The 18,417-nt window shown below is 44.2% G+C and carries 16 protein-coding genes and 1 pseudogene; 3 read left to right on the forward strand and 14 right to left on the reverse strand.

All coding sequences use genetic code 11. From position 1 onward, the window contains the following. Window positions 1-28: 28 nt before the first annotated feature. Both B092_RS0105590 and panB read right to left on the reverse strand, forming a co-directional pair. Window positions 29-562 carry an SET domain-containing protein gene (locus B092_RS0105590; protein WP_018574269.1) on the reverse strand — a complete coding sequence of 178 codons (534 nt, stop codon included), beginning with the start codon at window positions 560-562 and terminating at the stop codon, window positions 29-31. Continuing rightward, window positions 562-1,383, reverse strand: coding sequence for a 3-methyl-2-oxobutanoate hydroxymethyltransferase (gene panB / locus B092_RS0105595; protein WP_018574270.1), 822 nt, complete (start codon window positions 1,381-1,383; stop codon window positions 562-564). The genes B092_RS0105590 and panB overlap by 1 nt, the downstream gene beginning before the upstream one ends. Window positions 1,384-1,590: 207 nt before the next feature. On the opposite strand from panB, the gene ilvB reads away from it, so the two are divergent. Next, window positions 1,591-3,363: a biosynthetic-type acetolactate synthase large subunit gene (ilvB, locus tag B092_RS0105600; protein ID WP_018574271.1), complete on the forward strand. Its 1,773-nt coding sequence runs from the start codon at window positions 1,591-1,593 to the stop codon at window positions 3,361-3,363. 113 nt (window positions 3,364-3,476) lie between these two features. On the opposite strand, the gene B092_RS0105605 is transcribed toward ilvB, so the two are convergent. Continuing rightward, window positions 3,477-4,115, reverse strand: a complete 639-nt coding sequence (locus B092_RS0105605; protein ID WP_018574272.1) for an FMN-binding negative transcriptional regulator — start codon at window positions 4,113-4,115, stop codon at window positions 3,477-3,479. Between the two features lie 141 nt (window positions 4,116-4,256). On the opposite strand from B092_RS0105605, the gene sstT reads away from it, so the two are divergent. Further along, window positions 4,257-5,474, forward strand: a complete 1,218-nt coding sequence (gene sstT, locus B092_RS0105610; protein WP_018574273.1) for a serine/threonine transporter SstT — start codon at window positions 4,257-4,259, stop codon at window positions 5,472-5,474. Between the two features lie 97 nt (window positions 5,475-5,571). On the opposite strand, the gene B092_RS0105615 is transcribed toward sstT, so the two are convergent. The 5 genes and pseudogenes from B092_RS0105615 to B092_RS0105630 all read right to left on the reverse strand — a co-directional run bounded on the left by B092_RS0105615 (window position 5,572) and on the right by B092_RS0105630 (window position 12,452). Beyond that, a complete protein-coding gene (locus B092_RS0105615; protein WP_018574274.1) occupies window positions 5,572-7,677 on the reverse strand; it encodes a PhoX family protein in 2,106 nt (701 codons plus the stop codon). An 84-nt stretch (window positions 7,678-7,761) separates the two neighbouring features. Continuing rightward, window positions 7,762-8,457, reverse strand: a complete 696-nt coding sequence (locus B092_RS0105620) for an ABC transporter ATP-binding protein (RefSeq protein WP_018574275.1) — start codon at window positions 8,455-8,457, stop codon at window positions 7,762-7,764. A gap of 1 nt (window position 8,458) precedes the next feature. Beyond that, a complete protein-coding gene (locus B092_RS16115) occupies window positions 8,459-9,193 on the reverse strand; it encodes an ABC transporter ATP-binding protein (protein WP_255313365.1) in 735 nt (244 codons plus the stop codon). Window positions 9,194-9,250: 57 nt separating this feature from the next. Continuing rightward, window positions 9,251-11,170 (reverse strand): annotated as a pseudogene (locus B092_RS0105625) (ABC transporter permease); the annotation flags it as partial. Between the two features lie 67 nt (window positions 11,171-11,237). Beyond that, window positions 11,238-12,452 carry an ABC transporter substrate-binding protein gene (locus tag B092_RS0105630; RefSeq protein WP_018574277.1) on the reverse strand — a complete coding sequence of 405 codons (1,215 nt, stop codon included), beginning with the start codon at window positions 12,450-12,452 and terminating at the stop codon, window positions 11,238-11,240. Window positions 12,453-12,623: 171 nt separating this feature from the next. Here B092_RS0105630 and B092_RS0105635 point away from each other — a divergent pair, with 171 nt between their 5' ends. After that, window positions 12,624-13,397, forward strand: coding sequence for a ferredoxin--NADP reductase (locus B092_RS0105635; protein WP_018574278.1), 774 nt, complete (start codon window positions 12,624-12,626; stop codon window positions 13,395-13,397). A gap of 348 nt (window positions 13,398-13,745) precedes the next feature. On the opposite strand, the gene B092_RS0105640 is transcribed toward B092_RS0105635, so the two are convergent. The 6 genes from B092_RS0105640 to tnpA all read right to left on the reverse strand — a co-directional run. Further along, window positions 13,746-14,096, reverse strand: coding sequence for an esterase-like activity of phytase family protein (locus tag B092_RS0105640; RefSeq protein WP_083907471.1), 351 nt, complete (start codon window positions 14,094-14,096; stop codon window positions 13,746-13,748). 27 nt (window positions 14,097-14,123) lie between these two features. After that, window positions 14,124-15,944, reverse strand: coding sequence for a UvrD-helicase domain-containing protein (locus tag B092_RS0105645; protein ID WP_018574280.1), 1,821 nt, complete (start codon window positions 15,942-15,944; stop codon window positions 14,124-14,126). Window positions 15,945-15,950: 6 nt separating this feature from the next. Next, entirely contained in the window at window positions 15,951-16,862 is a 912-nt protein-coding gene (locus tag B092_RS0105650; RefSeq protein WP_018574281.1) for a pseudouridine synthase, read from the reverse strand. Window positions 16,863-16,876: 14 nt separating this feature from the next. Continuing rightward, the gene (locus B092_RS0105655; RefSeq protein ID WP_018574282.1) at window positions 16,877-17,083 is read right to left on the reverse strand and encodes a heavy-metal-associated domain-containing protein; all 207 of its coding nucleotides are present in this window, start codon (window positions 17,081-17,083) and stop codon (window positions 16,877-16,879) included. A 27-nt stretch (window positions 17,084-17,110) separates the two neighbouring features. Beyond that, window positions 17,111-17,842, reverse strand: coding sequence for a metallophosphoesterase family protein (locus tag B092_RS0105660; protein ID WP_040608201.1), 732 nt, complete (start codon window positions 17,840-17,842; stop codon window positions 17,111-17,113). A 158-nt stretch (window positions 17,843-18,000) separates the two neighbouring features. Further along, the coding region (gene tnpA / locus B092_RS0105665; RefSeq protein ID WP_018574284.1) for an IS200/IS605 family transposase at window positions 18,001-18,417 on the reverse strand (417 nt) is incomplete at its 5' end.

An 18,417-nucleotide genomic window follows, 5' to 3' on the forward strand; every position in this document is an offset into this window, starting at 1 on the left:
TTTAGCAATCACCTAAAGCTCTAACTGCTTACTCTGTCTCTTTTTCAACCTCAAAAGAGGTTAAATTCAGCATCGTACCCCTGCACTTCTTACTACCACAAAGGCATTGATAATCTCTTTTTAATTCTTCAGTTAACTCATCATCGATGACCAAACCGTAGTCAAAGAACAGCTCTTCACCTTTTTTAATATCGCGCAGGCTATAAATATATACTCGCTTACCATGTGTGCCTTCACGCGCTTCGCAGTTTGGATCGCAGCTGTGGTTAATCCATTTAGAGGCATTACCCTTGGTTCCACCATCAATGGTTTCGCCACTGCTTAGGGAGAAGAAAAAAGTATGAAAAGGATCGTCGGGATTAACCGGCCACATATCGTCAGCTTCATCAGAGCTGATGCGGCGACCGGTATACTCAATAATCAACGTGTCTTCAGGAATGTCTTTGATAGCAAAAACACCGCGCCCATGGACGGCTGATTTTTTGACCTTAGCCCACGGTTCGCCTGGGATCGCGCGTGGTTTTCTAAAACGCTTTTCAACTACCTTTTTAGTTTTAGACATTACTTTTTAACGCCAAAACAGTGATTTAAGGTCGGGAAGCTGCCGTCTCTCACACTATCAGCATAAGCAGTCGCACCCTCGCGAATTGCCGCCGCAACATCACTAAACTGCTGAGCAAACTTCGGAATACGGCCATGGGTTAAGTTGAAAATATCCTCAGCCACTAACACCTGACCATCACAATCCGGTGAAGCACCAATACCGATCGTGGGAATCTTAACTGCATCGGTGATACGGCGTGCTAGAGGCTCTGCCGTGCCCTCAATCACGATACCCCAAGCGCCGGCAGCTTCTTGTGCTAAGGCATCTTCGTAAATACGCTCGGCCGCTTCATCACTTAGTCCTTGTGCCTTAAAGCCACCCATGGTATTAAAATACTGTGGCATCAGACCCACATGAGCCAATACCGGAATACCGCGATCAACCAAGAAACGAGTAGTGTCAGCTAAAACCACTCCACCTTCCAACTTAACTGAATCAGCACCACTTATCTGCAACATCTTTGCCGCATGACGAAAAGCTGCTTCAGGTGATTCTTGGAAAGAACCGAAGGGCATATCAACCACCACCGCACTTCGTTGAGTGGCATTGACCACCGCCTTAGCGTGATTTGCCATCATATCGACGGTAATAGATAGGGTATCAGGCATATCATAGCCAACCATAGCCGTTGAATCACCAATTAAAATAAAATCACATACTTCATCTAAAATACGCGCAAACGGAGCAGTATAGGAAGTTAAAGAGACTATCTTCTGCTCGCCTTTCATGGCTTGCAATTGGGGAATGGTAAGACGCTTAACGTCGGTATGAACGCTCATGACAACCCTCTATCGGAAACTAAATATGGGTAATTGCTTGAATTACAGCGGCAATCAGAATTTTATAAGTTTAAGCTTAGCTTTGCTGCATTGCAAGCTAAGCTACTATGATAGGGGTAAAATCGAGTAAGATGAAAAAACCGTTAGCTAATTAATCAGTTAGCACCATTTCTTTCTGACACAAAACATTCCACAAGCGAGTTTAATATGAGTTCACAACAAGGACAAACAGCTCAACAAAGCCTCCAACAAAAACTGTGTTTTAATGGCGCCCAAGCATTACTTGAAACCTTAATTGAATTAGGTGTGGATACCATTTTTGGTTATCCTGGCGGTGCAGTTTTACCTTTATACGACGCAATTTATGCAGAGCCTCGTATTCGTCATATTTTAGTACGCCACGAACAAGGTGCCGTGCACGCCGCCGAGGGCTATGCGCGTAGTACCGGCAAACCCGGTGTTGTACTGGTCACGTCGGGTCCGGGTATGGCCAACACAACGTCCGGCCTACTTGATGCGATGTGTGACTCAATTCCGGTACTATGTATCAGCGGTCAAGTCGCAACAAGTGCCATTGGCACTGATGCTTTCCAAGAATGTGACGCCATCGGCATCTCTCGCCCAGTGACCAAGTGGAATGCGCAGATCAAGCGCTCCGAAGATGTTATTCCTTTAGTGTCCAAAGCGTATCAAATGACCACAGAAGGTCGTCCGGGCCCGGTTTTAATTGATTTTCCTAAAGATATTCAAATTCAGGAAATTGATAAAAGTAAGCTGAAAGTTGAGAAGCGTGAGGAGCCATCTGTTGACGTACCCGCACCCACCATGCTGGCTAATATTAAACGCGCTGCCGGTCTCATTGCTAATGCGCGACGTCCGGTATTTTATGGGGGTGGTGGTCTAATTAACTCCGGCCCTGCCGCTTCAGAAGTCTTTACCAATTTAGTTCGTTATACCGGCGCACCTTGTACTCTAACCCTCATCGGTTTAGGCGCCTTCCCGGCAAGTGATAAGCAGTTTGTCGGCATGCTGGGTATGCACGGCACGCTCGAAGCTAACTTAGCGATGCATCATGCCGATTTAATTGTCTGTATCGGTGCTCGTTTTGATGACCGTATCACCGGACGCCTTTCTGATTTCTGCCCACATGCCCTAAAAATTCACTTAGATATCGACCCGGCATCGATTGATAAGGTAGTTCGCGCCGATGTGCCACTGACCGGTGATTGCCATCAGATCCTAACTCAACTATTTAATGAGCTTAAAGCCTTGCCAATCGATCGTAGCTTACTGGATGACTGGTGGAAAACTATTGATAAATGGCGCAGCAAGGACTGCCTAGGCTTTACCCCGTCAGACACGGCCATTTTACCTCAGCACCTACTCAGTCAAATTAACCAAAATATTGAGGGCAAAGACGTGATTGTCAGTACCGACGTGGGTCAACATCAAATGTGGTCTGCTCAGTATCTGAAGTTTGATAAACCAAACCGTTGGTTAACCTCAGGCGGTGCAGGCACTATGGGTTATGGTATGCCGGCTGCTATTGGCGCTCAAGTCGCTAACCCGGACAGCACGGTTGTCTGTGTTACCGGTGATGCCTCCATCTTGATGAATATTCAGGAAATGGCCACGGCAATTCAACATCGTACGCCGATTAAAGTCATTTTATGTAATAACCAATACATGGGCATGGTACGTCAGTGGCAAGAGCTCATTCATGAGGGCCGCTATAGCCATAGTTACAATGAATCGATGCCTGACTTTGTAATGCTGGCCAAGTCCTTTGGCTGGGAGGCTAAGACAGTTAGTGATCCTAAGCTATTAGATGCTGCTCTAGAGGAATGCCTTAGCTCTGAAGGTCCTTACTTCCTCGATGTCCGAGTCCAAAACCAAGAAAACTGCTTCCCGATGATGCCGGCTGGTTATGGTCATCAGCAAGTCATGCTCTCTGAAGACACGTGGTATGTTGATGATTAATTAATGTGCCAAGCATAAAAAACTGATAACGGCGTAACCTCCGAAGGCTACGCCGTTTTCTCTATAGGCGATTAGACCGATACTTGCTAAAGAAAATAATTCCGATATTTCTATTATTTTTCTTGACCCACATCACCAAGCCATTTTCTCATGGTCTGCGCCATACCGTCTTCCTCGCGCTTTTCAAGATTCTCAATAACCGTAATAAACTCATCTTTTGTATCATTTTGACCAATTTTGGACTTGGCGAGCACCTTGGTAATTGTCACATCAAATGCAGTAATCTCTTCAATCTGCTCCATAATGTAATCCAACGGTGCATCAGCCATCCGCCAAGCCTCTTCACCATGTACATCTCTCTCGATTTGCTTGGTTAAGAAACCGGTTGCTGCCAAGCGTGAACGCTTGTCATTGTAAAAGCGGATGGTGCCATAAACATGTATCGCCTGATAATTCCAGGTCGGTACTTTTTTATTTTTCGCGTCCTTTTGGGGATAGTCTTTGGCTGACACATAGGCATCGTCCCCCCTAAAAATACACATCACCTCCTGATCACGCTCAATCAAGGATGACATGTTATTATCTTTGGCGATATGACCAATTAAATACTCATCACCTTTGAGAATCAGGGGAAGATGCGCGGCAATCAAGCCTTCGGACGTATTAGCAACTAGGCAGGCAAGCGGAAACTCTCTGATAATTCGTTCTATTTCCTCAGTTCGAACTTCTTTAAATGCTTCTGGAATATACATACATCAACTCAATAAAATACCATTTAACATATATATTGTATACGTCTTTGGTCTAATAAATCCCCTTTCTTATAAAGAGTCATTGCTCCATTCCAAAAAAAAGCTAAAATGTTGCGCATTACATAAAAAGAGAGTTTAAGAATGAAAGTTAATCAATTGGGACACACTTTTTTGCGTGGTAGTTTAGTTAAGCAAGTATTAGCAGCTTTAATACTAGGCGCCATTATCGGTGTACTGCTACCAGCAGTCGCATTAAAGCTGACAATCTTAGGAACTATTTTTATCGGTGCATTAAAATCAGTTGCGCCGATTCTGGTGTTTATTTTAGTCATGGCAGCCTTGGCTTCTCAAGATATCAACACCAGTTCAAACATGCGTCCCGTCATCTTACTGTATGTGGTAAGCACCTTAGCTGCAGCATTCGTCGGAGTGACAGCGAGTTTTCTGTTTCCAACTGTTCTCGTATTACCCAACCCTGAAAGTGGTATTAGTGATGCACCAACCGGCATCACCGAGGTCTTACATACACTCATTTTAAATATTGTCGACAACCCGGTTAATGCCTTAATATCAGCTAATTATATTGGTATTTTGACATGGGCGATCTTATTTGGTTTTGCCCTTCGCATGGTTGCTCCTACCACGAAAGCAGTGATTTCAGATATTGCTTTTGCTATGACCAAGATAGTACAGTGGGTCATTCGTTTAGCGCCCTTTGGGGTATTTGGTATCGTTGCTTCCACCGTGGCTACCACTGGTTTAAGTAGCTTACTAAGTTATGCTCAGTTAGTATTAGTCTTAGTGGGAGCGATGGCGTTTGTTGCACTCATCGTAAACCCCATCATTGTTTGGTTTATGATTCGTCAAAACCCTTATCCTTTAGTGATACAGTGCTTAGTTGAGAGTGGCATCATGGCCTTTGTCTCACGCAGTTCAGCCGCAAATATTCCGGTCAATCTTGATTTAGCTAAAAAACTCGGTTTGCGTGAAACGACCTACTCTGTTTCAATCCCTCTGGGCGCTACCATTAATATGGCGGGCGCAGCGATCACCATTTCTGTACTGACCTTAGCAGCAGCCTATACCCTAGGTATCGAAGTTGATATTGCGACGGCTCTTTTACTGAGTCTACTGGCAACGATTTCCGCTTGCGGTGCATCCGGCGTACCGGGCGGTTCCCTACTTTTAATTCCAATGGCTTGTAGCTTATTTGGTATCAGCAATGAGATAGCGGCACAGGTGATTGCCGTTGGGGTAACAATCAGTGTGATTCAAGATTCGGTAGAAACAGGCTTAAACTCATCATCTGACATTCTGTTTACTGCCGCAGCGGATATCGCTGCCCGTCGCACCTCGTAAAGCGTAGATAATAGGGCATAAAAAACAATGACTGATATCAGCCTTTAAGCCGATATCAGTCATCTACCAGTTTAGTGTTAACTAAACGCTTTCTTAATTAAGCAGGGAAAGAGCCTACCACACCACCATCTTCACGCCAGATGACAACAGTCGCCGGACGTGGACGATCTGCTTTTTCAGCGTCAGGCCATGTAGATACAGCCGTCGGATTGTTTTGTGAATCCTCTAAGCTTTGACCTTCACCCGGGTGCTGGATATTAACAAAAAGGTATTTAAGATCCGGCGTCCACGTAATACCGGTCACCTCACAGCCTTTAGGGCCAACTAAGAAACGGCGAATAACTTTCGTCTTAGGATCAGCAACCAACATGCTGTTATTACCCTGACTTTCATACTCACCGCTATTAGAGTAATTACCGTCCGTTTGAATCCACAATAAACCGCGAGGGTCGACAGCTAAGCCATCAGGACTATTAAAGGTATTACGCTTATCGATATTATCCGAACCGGCATAAATATCATCATGCACATTTGGATTACCAGCAATAACAAATAAATCCCATTCAAAGCTATCGGCCGTTGCGTCATTATCTGCTTCTACCCAGCGCACAATCTGACCATAGGCATTTTTCTCACGTGGGTTAGGGCCATAAGCATCTGGATGCTTTGGACCACCGGGATAACGCTCTTTGCCGCTACCACGATTAGAGTTATTTGTTAGCGTAACAAATACTTCTTTGCTGTGAGGGTGAACTGCGACCCACTCCGGACGATCCATTGGGGTTGCACCAACTGCATCTGCCGCTTGACGTGTATGCACTAATAACTCACCCATATCCGTAAATAAATCACCTAAGCGACGACCATCAACTGTTGGTGTATCTAATACGAGTGGCAACCATTTACCGGTCCCCATGAAACTACCGTCTGTTGCTTCATTATCGCTAAATACAGCTACATAAAGCGTACCTTCATGTAATAATTTACGGTTAGCTTCTGCGTTATTCGGGTCAAACTTTCCATCAGAAATGAATTTATAGATGTATTCGCTGCGCTGGTCATCACCCATGTAAATAACGACACGATTATCCGGCGCTAACGTAATTGCCGCATTTTCATGCTTAAAGCGACCTAAAGCAGTCAGTTTCTTCGGTTTAGATTCCGGATCAAAAGGGTCAATCTCTACAATCCAGCCAAAGCGGTTAACCTCATTTGGTTCGACCGTCCAGTCAAAACGCTCATCGTGGGTATCCCAAGCATAAGTCTCATCAGCGGTTTTGCTCGAACCTTTATAGCGCTGAAGACCGGCTGTTTGTTTTTCATCGAGGAAATCACTGTACTCAACGTCATCCTCATTTTTGGTACCAACACCAAAATAATCGGTCACGTTCTCCTCACAGGTGAGGTATGTATTCCAGTAAGTGTAACCATTACCACAGTTACCAAAGGTACCGTAAACATTACGACCTTCAGGATCTTTATTGGTACGAACCAAGTCGGCACCAACGGCAGGACCCACTAATTCCATCAAGGTATTCGCGTTGATACTGCGATTATATTTAGAGTCTAAAACAGGCTCCCATAAACCTTGATCGTTTAGGCGCACATGCACGACTGATGCACCTTGTGCGTGTTGAGACTTACGAATCCAATCAGCATTCCAGCCCTCACCACCCGGTGTCACGCCTTTGGGGAAAAAGTACTCTGGTGTCACGTATTCGTGGTTAGTGACTAATAGACCTTCTTTGCTACTGCCACTGATACTGTCTTTCGTATCAATAGGGAAGAAATGTATACCGTCGTGGTTAAAACCGATTTGTTTTAACTGTGCATCAGCGTTGTCACTGGCATCACCAAGAAACGCCGGTGAGTTGCTATGTAATTTATCACCCCAACGGTTAATAACAGCAGAACGGTAGCCATCAGGCAGAGTAATTGTATCTAAGGTATCAGCTTCTAAACCAGCAAAGTTTTTAATTTCTTCCGGGTTAAACATGCCTAACGCTGAGCCTGCTTGGTTACCTACATTGGCTGCAGTTTTTGCAAGCACATCAGTCACACCTAAACCAAAGAAACTAATAACACCAAGACCCAAACCGGTCTTTAAAAAACCGCGACGAGACTGAGCTGCTTCTACTAACTCATGAAACGGAGTGGTTTCGCTCTCATTTGCGGGGATATCATCTAAATCAAATTCTTTCATAGCTAACTCCAATAGAAAAAAATAAGCTAGCGCTATTGTCACAAAAGAATATGAACATCTGATGACGGTTTTTAAACTTTTTAGTTAAAGTACCCCTTCTTCTACTATTTCTCCCATGCTCAAGGTGTAATAGCGGTCTGCTACTTGCTTAGCTAAATGGTAATTCTGCTCAGAAATTAAAATACTAATCCCCTTTTTTTTAAGCTCAATGATCATCTCAATCATCTGATCGACAATCACCGGCGCTACCCCCTCTGAAGGCTCGTCCAATAGCACCATGTAGGGATTACCCATCAAACTACGTGCCACACTCAGCATTTGCTGCTCGCCGCCGCTCATCTTGCCACCGGGACGGTGGACCATTTTCCCGAGGTTGGGAAAAAGCTGATACAACCGCTCTTCTGTCCAATAAAAGACAGCTTCACCATCGGGCCAATAACGCTCAGGCTGCCGTCCCGTCAGTAAATTTTCTTTCACTGTTAATTCACTAAAAACACGCCTATCCTCAGGTACAAAGCCTAAACCGGCACGGGCAATTTGATAGGAAGGTGCTTTGCTAATATCTTGACCATTAAAAATTACCTGCCCCTCCTTACGGTCCATCATATTCATAATGGCCTTAAGCGTCGTGGATTTACCAGCACCATTAACACCCATCAGAGCGACAACCTCACCTTTTTTTACTTCAAACGATAAGTCAAAAAGAGCCTTAGCTCGGCCATACCAAGCAGAAAGGTGATTAACGGTTAGTAAGGTAGTTGAATCATCCAAGTCACTCATACTAAGCCTTAGCCCCCTCTGTAAATACACTAGTGCCTAAATAAACTGCTCTCACCTGATCATCCTTAGCAATTTCTGCGGCTGAACCCTCTGCTATTAAACTACCTTCTGCCAATACTAAAATACGATCAGCATAATTAAAGACCACATCCACACTATGCTCAGTAAATAAAACGGCCATTTGTCGCTGTATTGACAAGGACTTCACTAACTTCATCAACAAATGGCGTTCTTCTGCTGCCATACCGGCCGTCGGCTCATCCATGAGCAATAACTCCGGACTGTGAGCTAAAGCCATCCCTAACTCTAACCGCTTCACATCGCCATACGCTAATTCACTGGCTTGGCGATTAGCTAAATGCGCTAAGCCAACTTGTTGCAGCAGTTCATGCGCGTCATTAACTGTCGTAAATGCATGGGAGTCTGCTTGGTGTAAGGCAACCTGCATATTTTCTAAGACACTCATTGAATTAAAGACTGTCGCAATTTGAAAGGTTCGACCGATCCCCTTAGACCAAATGCCGGCAGCATCTAAACCCTTTAAAGACGTTCCTTTAAAGAATATCTCGCCACCGGTGGGTTCAAACTGCCCACCAACCATATTAAAAATCGTCGATTTACCGGCACCGTTAGGACCAATTAGGGCAAGCATCTCACCACGTTTAATATCAAAAGAAGTATCATTAACCGCCCAAAAATCCCCATAGCGCTTATTAATACTTTTAACTTCTAACATAACTTCTTGAGATTGAGTCGCCGGTTCAGATGTAACCGTAACAACTTCTTCTAGCGCCTCAGTATCGCTGGCAGCCGTGACAGTCGTCATACGATTATCCTCTTTGCGGGCAACGTTAAACCAGTGCCTAATACCAACTAAACCACTGGGTAATAACAGCACCAACACTAAAATAATGCCACCTAATAACGCCTTCCAGTAATCGCTATATAGAGTGACCCAATCATGCAGAACCACATAGCTCACTGCCCCCACTAAAGGACCGGTTACCGATTGAATGCCACCTAACAGTACCATCACTAAGCCATCCACCGAGCGGGCGACGCTCAGCTCATCTGGTGAAATACTACCTTTGGAATACACATAAAGGATACCGGTCACACCGGCACAAAAACCGGAAACTATAAATGCCTGCCATTGCACCCGTTTAACCTTGATACCAAGTGCCTGTGCTCGCATCGGGGCATCGCGTGTAGCACGCATGGAGTAACCAAAGGGTGTAAATAACAAATAGCGAATGGTCAACACCCCTGCAATCACTACCAATAAAGTAAAGTAATAATAATTACGCGGATCGCTAAGCATACCCTCCGGCCAAATACCGATAAGACCATTGGAGCCACCAGTGAACCCATCCCATTGGAAGATAATTGACCAGACAAACTGGGCAAATGCGAGCGTCAACATGGCCATATAAATACCGCTTAAACGCACACTGAACCAGCCAAATACGATCGCTGCAGCCAAACCACCTAACGGTGCCATCAAAATCACCAGCCACATTGGCCAAGCTAATTGCGTCACTAAAATAGCCGCAGTATAAGCACCCACTCCAAAAAATGCGGCGTGACCAAACGAGCTCATTCCCCCCGGCCCAACGATAAAATACAAGCTACTCGCAAATAGTGCCATCATCAAACCATCTTGCATAATCAACATCAAATACGGCCATTGCTCTTCAAGCAACGGGAAGCTGGCCAGTACAGCGATGGCTAAAACAGCAACTATCTTATAAGAATTGGACGCCGGGACTAACGGCGGTTCACCATGTAAGGCACGTGGCATACTTTCTTGCGGCTTACCAAGGAGTCCCCACGGGCGGTAAATTAACACCAAGGCCATCAATACAAACTGCATCACGAGGGTCAATTGACTAAATTCAATCGTTATCCCAAAAATTGTCTGTGTACCCAACCAAATACAGATAGCTTTAATTTCAGAGATTAATAACGCCGCTAAAAACGCACCTGGAATAGAGCCCATGCCACCAATAACAACGACAGCAAAGACATCCCCAATAAGATTTAAATCAATTGTTAGGCTTGCCGGTTCACGAGGCAACTCCAACCCGGCTGCCAATGCCGCTAAAAAACAGCCTAAGGCAAAAACAGCGGTAAATAACCACGCTTGGTTGACTCCTAAGGCGCTTAGCATTTCCCTATCGTGAGTCGCCGCACGGACATATAAACCAAAACGAGTAAAACGTAATAGCACCCAAACAGCCAATAGAATGGCCGGCCCCATCACAATTAATAACAAATCATATTCAGGAAAGGAGCGATTTAGCATCTGTATCGCTCCCTCTAAGCCCGGTGCCTTAGGCCCTAATAAATCTTCGGGTCCCCACATCCACAAAGCAAAATCACTGATAATCAATAATATGGCAAAGGTTGCCAATAACTGAAATAATTCGGGCGATTTATAAATACGCCTTAACACCACGATTTCAATCAATGCTCCAAGTAGAGCAACAATCACCGCAGAAATAAAAATACTACCCCAAAAACCTAAGACTGAGCCCGCCCCCCAGGTCGTACTAAAGTGATAGGCAATATAAAGGCCGAGCATATAAAAGGAGCCGTGAGCGAAGTTCACCACACGGCATACCCCAAAAATAATGGTCAATCCTAAGGCCGCTAAAAATAGCGTAGAAGTGCTCGCTAAACCATTGAGCAATTGAATTAATAAAGCGTCCATTTATGTATCTAAAAACTAAATCGGTCTTGTCGTGAATCACTCGACAAGACCGATTTTTTACTTCTTATTAGTCCTCAACAGGTCGTAATTTCGCCACTTCTTCATCGGTAGGCTGTACATCCTTGCCATTGATGTACTGGATATTGGTCATAATCCCCTCGCCGTCCTTGATATCTAAAGTACCAACAAATGCCCCCATGGTTGATTGATGATCCTGTGGTCGGTAGTAGATGGGACCAAGCGGTGAATCATGCTCAAGCCCTCTAAAGCTCGCAATTAAATCTTCTGTTTCGGTAGAGCCAGCTTTTTCAATACCGGCTGCCAAAGACTGCACCATCATGTAGCCAACAATAGAACCCAAACGCGGATAATCATTAAACATTTCCTGATAAGCGTTTAAAAAAGCATCATGCTCAGGGGTGTCAATGGCATACCATGGGTAACCTGTGACAAACCAACCTACCGGCGTATCCTCCCCCAAGGTATCCAAGTACTCAGGTTCACCACTTAGCATACTGACGGTAGGTAAGTCATCAAACACATTACGTACTTGACCGGCACGGACAAATTTAGTGAGGTCGGTACTGAAAAGGACGTTAAACAAAGCCTCGGCGCCTGAATCGTCTAACGCTTGCACGACACTGCCTGCATCAATTTTATTTAAAGGAACGGCCTGCTCAAGTACAAACTCAATATCCGGCTGTTGCTTGCGCATCTCTTCTTTAAATGTCTCAATCGCCGACTGTCCATACTCGTAGTTAGGGTATATCAATGCCCAACGCTTTTTCTTAAAAGCCACCGCAGCAGGGACTAACATGCGTGTTTTCATATAGGTTGAGTCACGTAGACGGAAGGTGTAGCGATTGCCATCATGCCAAGTCATTTTGTCAGTTAATGGCTCACCGGCTAGGAAGAACACTTTATTTTGGCGTGCATAATCAGCAATCGCCAAGGCAATATGTGATAAAAAACTGCCTGCCAACATATCGACCTTGTCACGTCTTAATAAATTTTGAGCTTCGCGTACTGCAGCCCCCGGATTACCCCCATCATCACGGATAATAATCTCTAATTTCTTACCACCTAATAAACCACCCGCTTCGTTAACCTCATGCACAGCCAACTCAATGCCTTTTCTATAAGGCTCTAAAAATGAAGGGATGGTTTTGTAACTATTAATTTCACCGACCTTAATAACATCCTTGGCAACTGCCTGACTACCTAAAATAGATAAAGAAAGACTGAGCAGTACTCCCTTAAATAAGCGCGAGAAGCGGGCCATCGTTTACTACCTCTTATAAATGATTTAAAATCATGTGGTTAATAAGTAACTCTGTATTATAGAGAACTAATATTGAGTTGAGTTATATTTTTTACAATTAGAGATTGGCTTTATATTTTATAGCTAAAGCTTTTGATAAGAACACATCTCCACACACACGGAATTCATAACATGGCAGCTTTTTTAGAGGGCAAAGTACTTAGCGTACACCACTGGACAGATACACTATTCAGCTTTACCACCACGCGTGATGAGGCCTTACGTTTTAAAAACGGTCACTTTATTATGATTGGTTTACCGGTCGATGGTAAGCCTCTTTTACGCGCTTATAGTGTTGCCAGTGCCAACTACGAAGATCATTTAGAGTTCTTAAGTATTAAGGTACCTGATGGCCCACTCACCTCTCGCTTACAGCACATTAAAGAGGGTGATAATATTATTATCGGTCGTAAACCTACCGGTACGCTGGTATTAGACTATTTATTGCCCGGCAAGCGTTTATACCTACTTTCTACCGGTACCGGTCTGGCACCATTCCTTAGTATCACACGTGATCCTGAGACCTATGAGCAATTTGATGAAGTGATTTTGGTTCATGGTGTACGTACAGTAGCTGAGCTGGCCTACCACGATCTATTTACCAAAGAGTTACCAAATCACGAGTACCTTGGAGAGATGGTCTCTAAGCAGCTTAAGTACTACCCAACAGTCACTCGTGAAGAGTTTGTTAACAAAGGCCGTATTACGAGCCACATCGAGACGGGCAAGCTATTCAAGGACTTAGGTGTACCGGCATTAAACCCCGAAGAAGACCGTGTGATGATTTGCGGTAGTCCGGAGATGCTGCGTGAGCTTAAAGAAATGGTTGAGGCTCGCGGTTTTGTTGAGGGTAATACTTCTACCCCCGGTCACTTTGTGATTGAGCGTGCTTTCGCAGAGCAATAAGCGCTTTAGATTTTAGGCTCTTGGAAAAATGGCAAGGTATGTACTAGATACCTTGCCATTTTTTCAGCACATCCCCGCCGGTAGGAAATGCACCTTTGTCAACACTGGCGCTCCCTTTATTAGTCACTTAACGGCGAGGAATTCACTAAGTTCAATATCGGTGCACTTAGTGTTAAAGCATTTTCCGGAATGGATGAATATAGAAATAAAAAAACAATATCACTGCATGCTGAACAAAGGGCCTGTACCTTTAGGAAAACACTAGATAGTAGACAGAAGTTGTTTTGGTAGTTTAGGTTGTAAGGCCATGACCATTTTCTCAAAACTCAATCCGCTTAGGGGAACAGATCACTCGGATTGCTTATTCTGAGAAAATCTGAGCCCTTCAAAGGACAGATTATCACGCGGCCCCAACTCACGGTCTGTGTGCATGCTAAACATCGGGTGAAGATCCAGCTCACTGATAAACTCACCCTGCCGCGTTGCCGTATAAAAACGCGCCGCATTGTGGCTGAAACGCTCATCACTGACCAAAATCCAAGTATCGGTGTCTACATCATAATCAATCCCTGACAAGCCACCCACGGTACTATCTTTATATTGCAGCTGATGTGCCAGTTGCTGCTCACCAATAAATCGTAGCGATGGCAGAAAAGCACATGAGTACGTCGCCGCACAACATGAGGCAAGAAGCCTCATACACGCCCGCGATACTTTTTTAAGCCATTAGAAATAACTTTCCCAAAACTGCAAATGTTTTTTAACGCGCGTCAAACCCACGTAATATTCATTTCTAGCGCTTTCTTCAACCACTTTTTTTGGTAAAAAACTTTGCTCATCGGCACTATAAAGCACCACAAAGTCAAACTCTTTACCCTTTGCCTGAGCTACCGTTAAGCATGGCAAACCTACACGGTCATTCCAAGACCTATAAAGTGATTGACTGAATTGCGGCCAATCCTTAAAAGTCATCCCCAAAGAATGAAGAATGTTAAGTAAAATACGCCACGACGTGTAGTGATATTCAGATGCCAAACCGGCGGACTCAATCACTCTAAATAAACCCGCCTGCTCTGCAAACTGAGCCAATAAGGGGGCCAAAGGCTCTTCCATATTGCTTTTTAAAATACCCCTTAGCGCAGTCACCATATTCTCAGTAAAAACCGGGGCACCCTGGTTACCTGATAAATGTATAAAAGTATAACTCTGGAAGCTTTTAGCATTGGCTGATTTAATGACTTCTGTCTTGGCCTCAGGACTTAAAAAGCAATAATTACCTTGATAAAAACGCTTCACATCATAAGAAAAAGCTTTTTTAGCTGAACTGTTTGACGCCCGAGGTTCATCCGGTGATGTGCCTGCTAATAAAGGTAATTGTGCCGTTTTTAAACTAAACAGGACATTCACTAAACTCACCACATATAGCTGCGACAAGTTATAGCTTATGCGATAGTCCCCACGCGTATGCATCCAAACTTGCCAAGCAGCCTTCATCGACTGCAATTGGTTCTGAGCAATTAAAGCGACACGTTTACGTGGTTTAGTTAATAATTCAGGAAATTGATTCTTAGGTCGATACTCAATTGATACCGGCGGCTTTTCTTTAGCTTCAATCCGTTTAGCGCTGACTTTTGAAGCTAAGGTAGCAATTTTTTGATCAAAACGATGACTGAAATTTTGCTCAACCACACCTGATTGAAAATAACTAATAAACTGATTAAAAACAACTTCCGTATCAGCACCCCGCCAAGCAAAAACGTTTTGATAACGATCGCCAACCGCCATAACAAAACAACCCGGTTTAATCAGGCGTTGGATAAAATCTAATTGTAGCGGTGAGATATCATGAAACTCATCAATGAAAATAAAGCGATAACCCTTTAGGCAGTTACTATTTTCAAAATACTCATGGTTATATAAATCGCTGACCGCCTCGGATAATCGTCTAAAACCTTCACGCTCTCTATACCCGGTGAAAGTGACCTCACTACGGCTATACCAAGTCCAACGCAAATCCTCATAACGCTTAAAGCATCTGGCAACAAAACGCACATCAAAATTTAAACGATCACCGCAAATCGCTGCCTGCTCGTCCAAAGAATCTACTTTAAAGGCCATCGATGCACGAAAATAATCAAAATCCTCTAATAACAACCACAGATCCTGATCGCTTAACTGAGGTGCATAAAAGTCCAAGTCATATAGACCCTCACAAACCTCTTCAACCAAATTTGGCAAAATTCGCTCAACGACCTCATTAGAGCTTAGAATAATCCGCTCATCGCCTAACTCTTGCAAGGCTTCCATTGCCAATGCATCAATGGTGGAAATTTTATTGTTCTGATCTAAATAAAGGCCTAAATTAGCCGTGTAGTCTCGTAATACATCCGCACCCGCCCGGCTAAAGGCGAGCATAAGCCGCTTACCCGCCTCATCTCGTAGCAATTCCATTTGCTTAGCAAGTAAGGTTGATTTGCCACTACCGGCAACCCCTTCAATTAAAATGGCCGGTTTATTATGTTGTACAAAAAAAGATTGTTCACGCATGATGATTTAACTAACGTCACTTAGAAGTGCTAGCTCACGACGGCTTTCAAAACGTCGCTGCTGGCCTGTCATCGGATCCTTAAATTCAATCGCTCGTGCTAATAACTGCAGAGGGTTATTAAAATCATCAGCTTCTCGCAGCTCGCCAAGTACGGGATAAAAGCTATCGTGACAAATTGGCATACCAAGCGCATTCATATGCACTCTTAACTGATGCTTACGACCGCTCAAAGGCTCTAAGAAATAATGTGATAGGTGACTGCCGCGCTTTAAGATGCTGATTTTAGTCTCACTATTGCTCGGCTTATCCACTTCCATCATTGTGAAGTACTGTGGACTTTTAACCAGATGACTTTGATAAACCACAGGAAAGTCCAACCCATCAACAGTGGGGGCAATGGCTTCATAATACTTAGTGACTTGGCGACTTTGAAAAAGACTTTGATAAGCACCACGATCCTCAGGCCGTAAGCTAAACAGCAGCACCCCGGCAGTTTCTCTATCTAAGCGATGTATAGGCGAAATCTCGGCTAAGCCAAACTGCTTACGTAAACGCGACAAGACGGTTTCCTGTACATAGCGACCGCTCGGAATACTTGCCAAAAAATGGGGCTTATCGACAGCTAAAAGGTGTTTGTCTTGATACAAAATATCAATGTCAAAAGGTACTCGGACCTCATCCGGCACTTCACGGTAGTACCACAACCAACTATCTGCTTCAAAAGCACTATCAAGAGAAAATGGCACGCCTTCTGTATTAACCATCTCACCGGCAGCTAAACGTGCTTTGATAATATCAGCGGGCATGTATGGAAATCGCTCGAGTAAGAAACTCAGCAAATCGGACCACTGCCCATCACGAGGTAAATATAAACGACTGGGATTGACTCCACCCCGCATGGGCAATGGTGCTTTCATATAGTAGTCAGTAATTAGTCCACTAAATCATAACCGGCTTCATCCAAAGCGGTACGAATGACTTCAATATCAATATCGCCAGCTGAGCGAATAGTTGCGCCCGCTTTGTCTAAACTGACATCAACCGACTCAACCCCGGCAATCTCAGAGAGTGCCTCACTAACGTGCTTAACACAGTTATTGCACGTCATACCCTCGACGCGAACGAATTTCTCTTGCATCATCATCTCCAAAAAACAATAAAATAACTAACTACAACGTGCAATTCGGCACTCATTGAGACCGTCTTCCTCGCCCGGTTTGAGGACGGTACCATCTAAGGCACAAACGCCGCGTAAACCAACCGAATAGGTCTCAAAACCCATGCGCTCAAAGTGAGGACTATAGTCATAATTATCATGATGGTGCCCATGAAATACAGCACTGACCCCCATCTGTCTGGCTAAGCGGTCAAGTACCGAAAAACCAAAGCGATTACAGGATGGTGCCTCATGAGAAACTAGGATATCGGCCTTTAGACAGCGTAGCGCCATGTATGTCTCGGGGAAAATAGAACTGCGATTGCGCAGCGAAACACCACCATTCCATAATTGTCGTGGATGAGCATCCTTGATATAGTCTTCGTGTGAGAAGTAATTCCAGCACGCATCATTAGGATGCCATATTTTACCTCTAAATACACCACCAAGCCCAGCGATACGTAAGCCGGCGATCTCAACTACACGACCATCAAGATTAAAGTCAGCCATCTCAGAATCATAGAGATTAGTATAGTAATGCTCTTTATCAGTATCGTGATTACCGTGAATCCACCAAACCTCTGTCAGTTTGCGGACCTCATCAAACATATTCTGTAAAGGCTCCGGCGCCTCTAAATCACCAAGCAATACGATAGCCTTCGGTCGATATTGCTCAACAATCGCCAAACAATGATCGAAGCCGCCGTGTAAATCTCCGAAAAATAACACTTGATGCTTCATATCTGTAAACTTACTAATTAATCTTTTACGTATAGTATAGCGCATATAAAGACCACGACTTCTAGTTGAAGGTAACAGCTTATTTACCAAAATGCGCGGAAAGCCTCGTCGTTTAGGGCGAGGGTGAATAGCGCGGACGGCAACGCCGTCCTTTGAATCTATGGTGGCGTTTGCTGTTGCTTGATATACTGTCGAATGATTTCAATCGGCGCGCCGCCACAGTTTCCAGCAAAATAACTAGGCGACCATAAAGCCCCTTTCCACAGTTTCTTTTTAATGTTGGGGTGGTTCTTTTTTCGGATAAGAAGACTGGATATACCCTTTAGGCTATTAACCAGTTTTGATATNGCAACTTTGGGCGGGTAGTTCACTAATAAGTGAACATGGTCGTCCCCCCCATCAAACGCCACTAACTCGGCCTCAAAATCAGCGCACACACTAGCGAAAATTTCCTGAAGGTCGTTAAGGATGGCTTTTGTAAATACGTCACGGCGGTATTTAGTCACAAAGACTAGATGAACGTGCATATTAAAAACGCAGTGTCTACCGCGCCTAATGTCATTGTTTTTCTCCAT

It is taken from the genome of Oligella ureolytica DSM 18253, assembly GCF_000373745.1.
Lineage (GTDB): Bacteria > Pseudomonadota > Gammaproteobacteria > Burkholderiales > Burkholderiaceae_B > Oligella > Oligella ureolytica.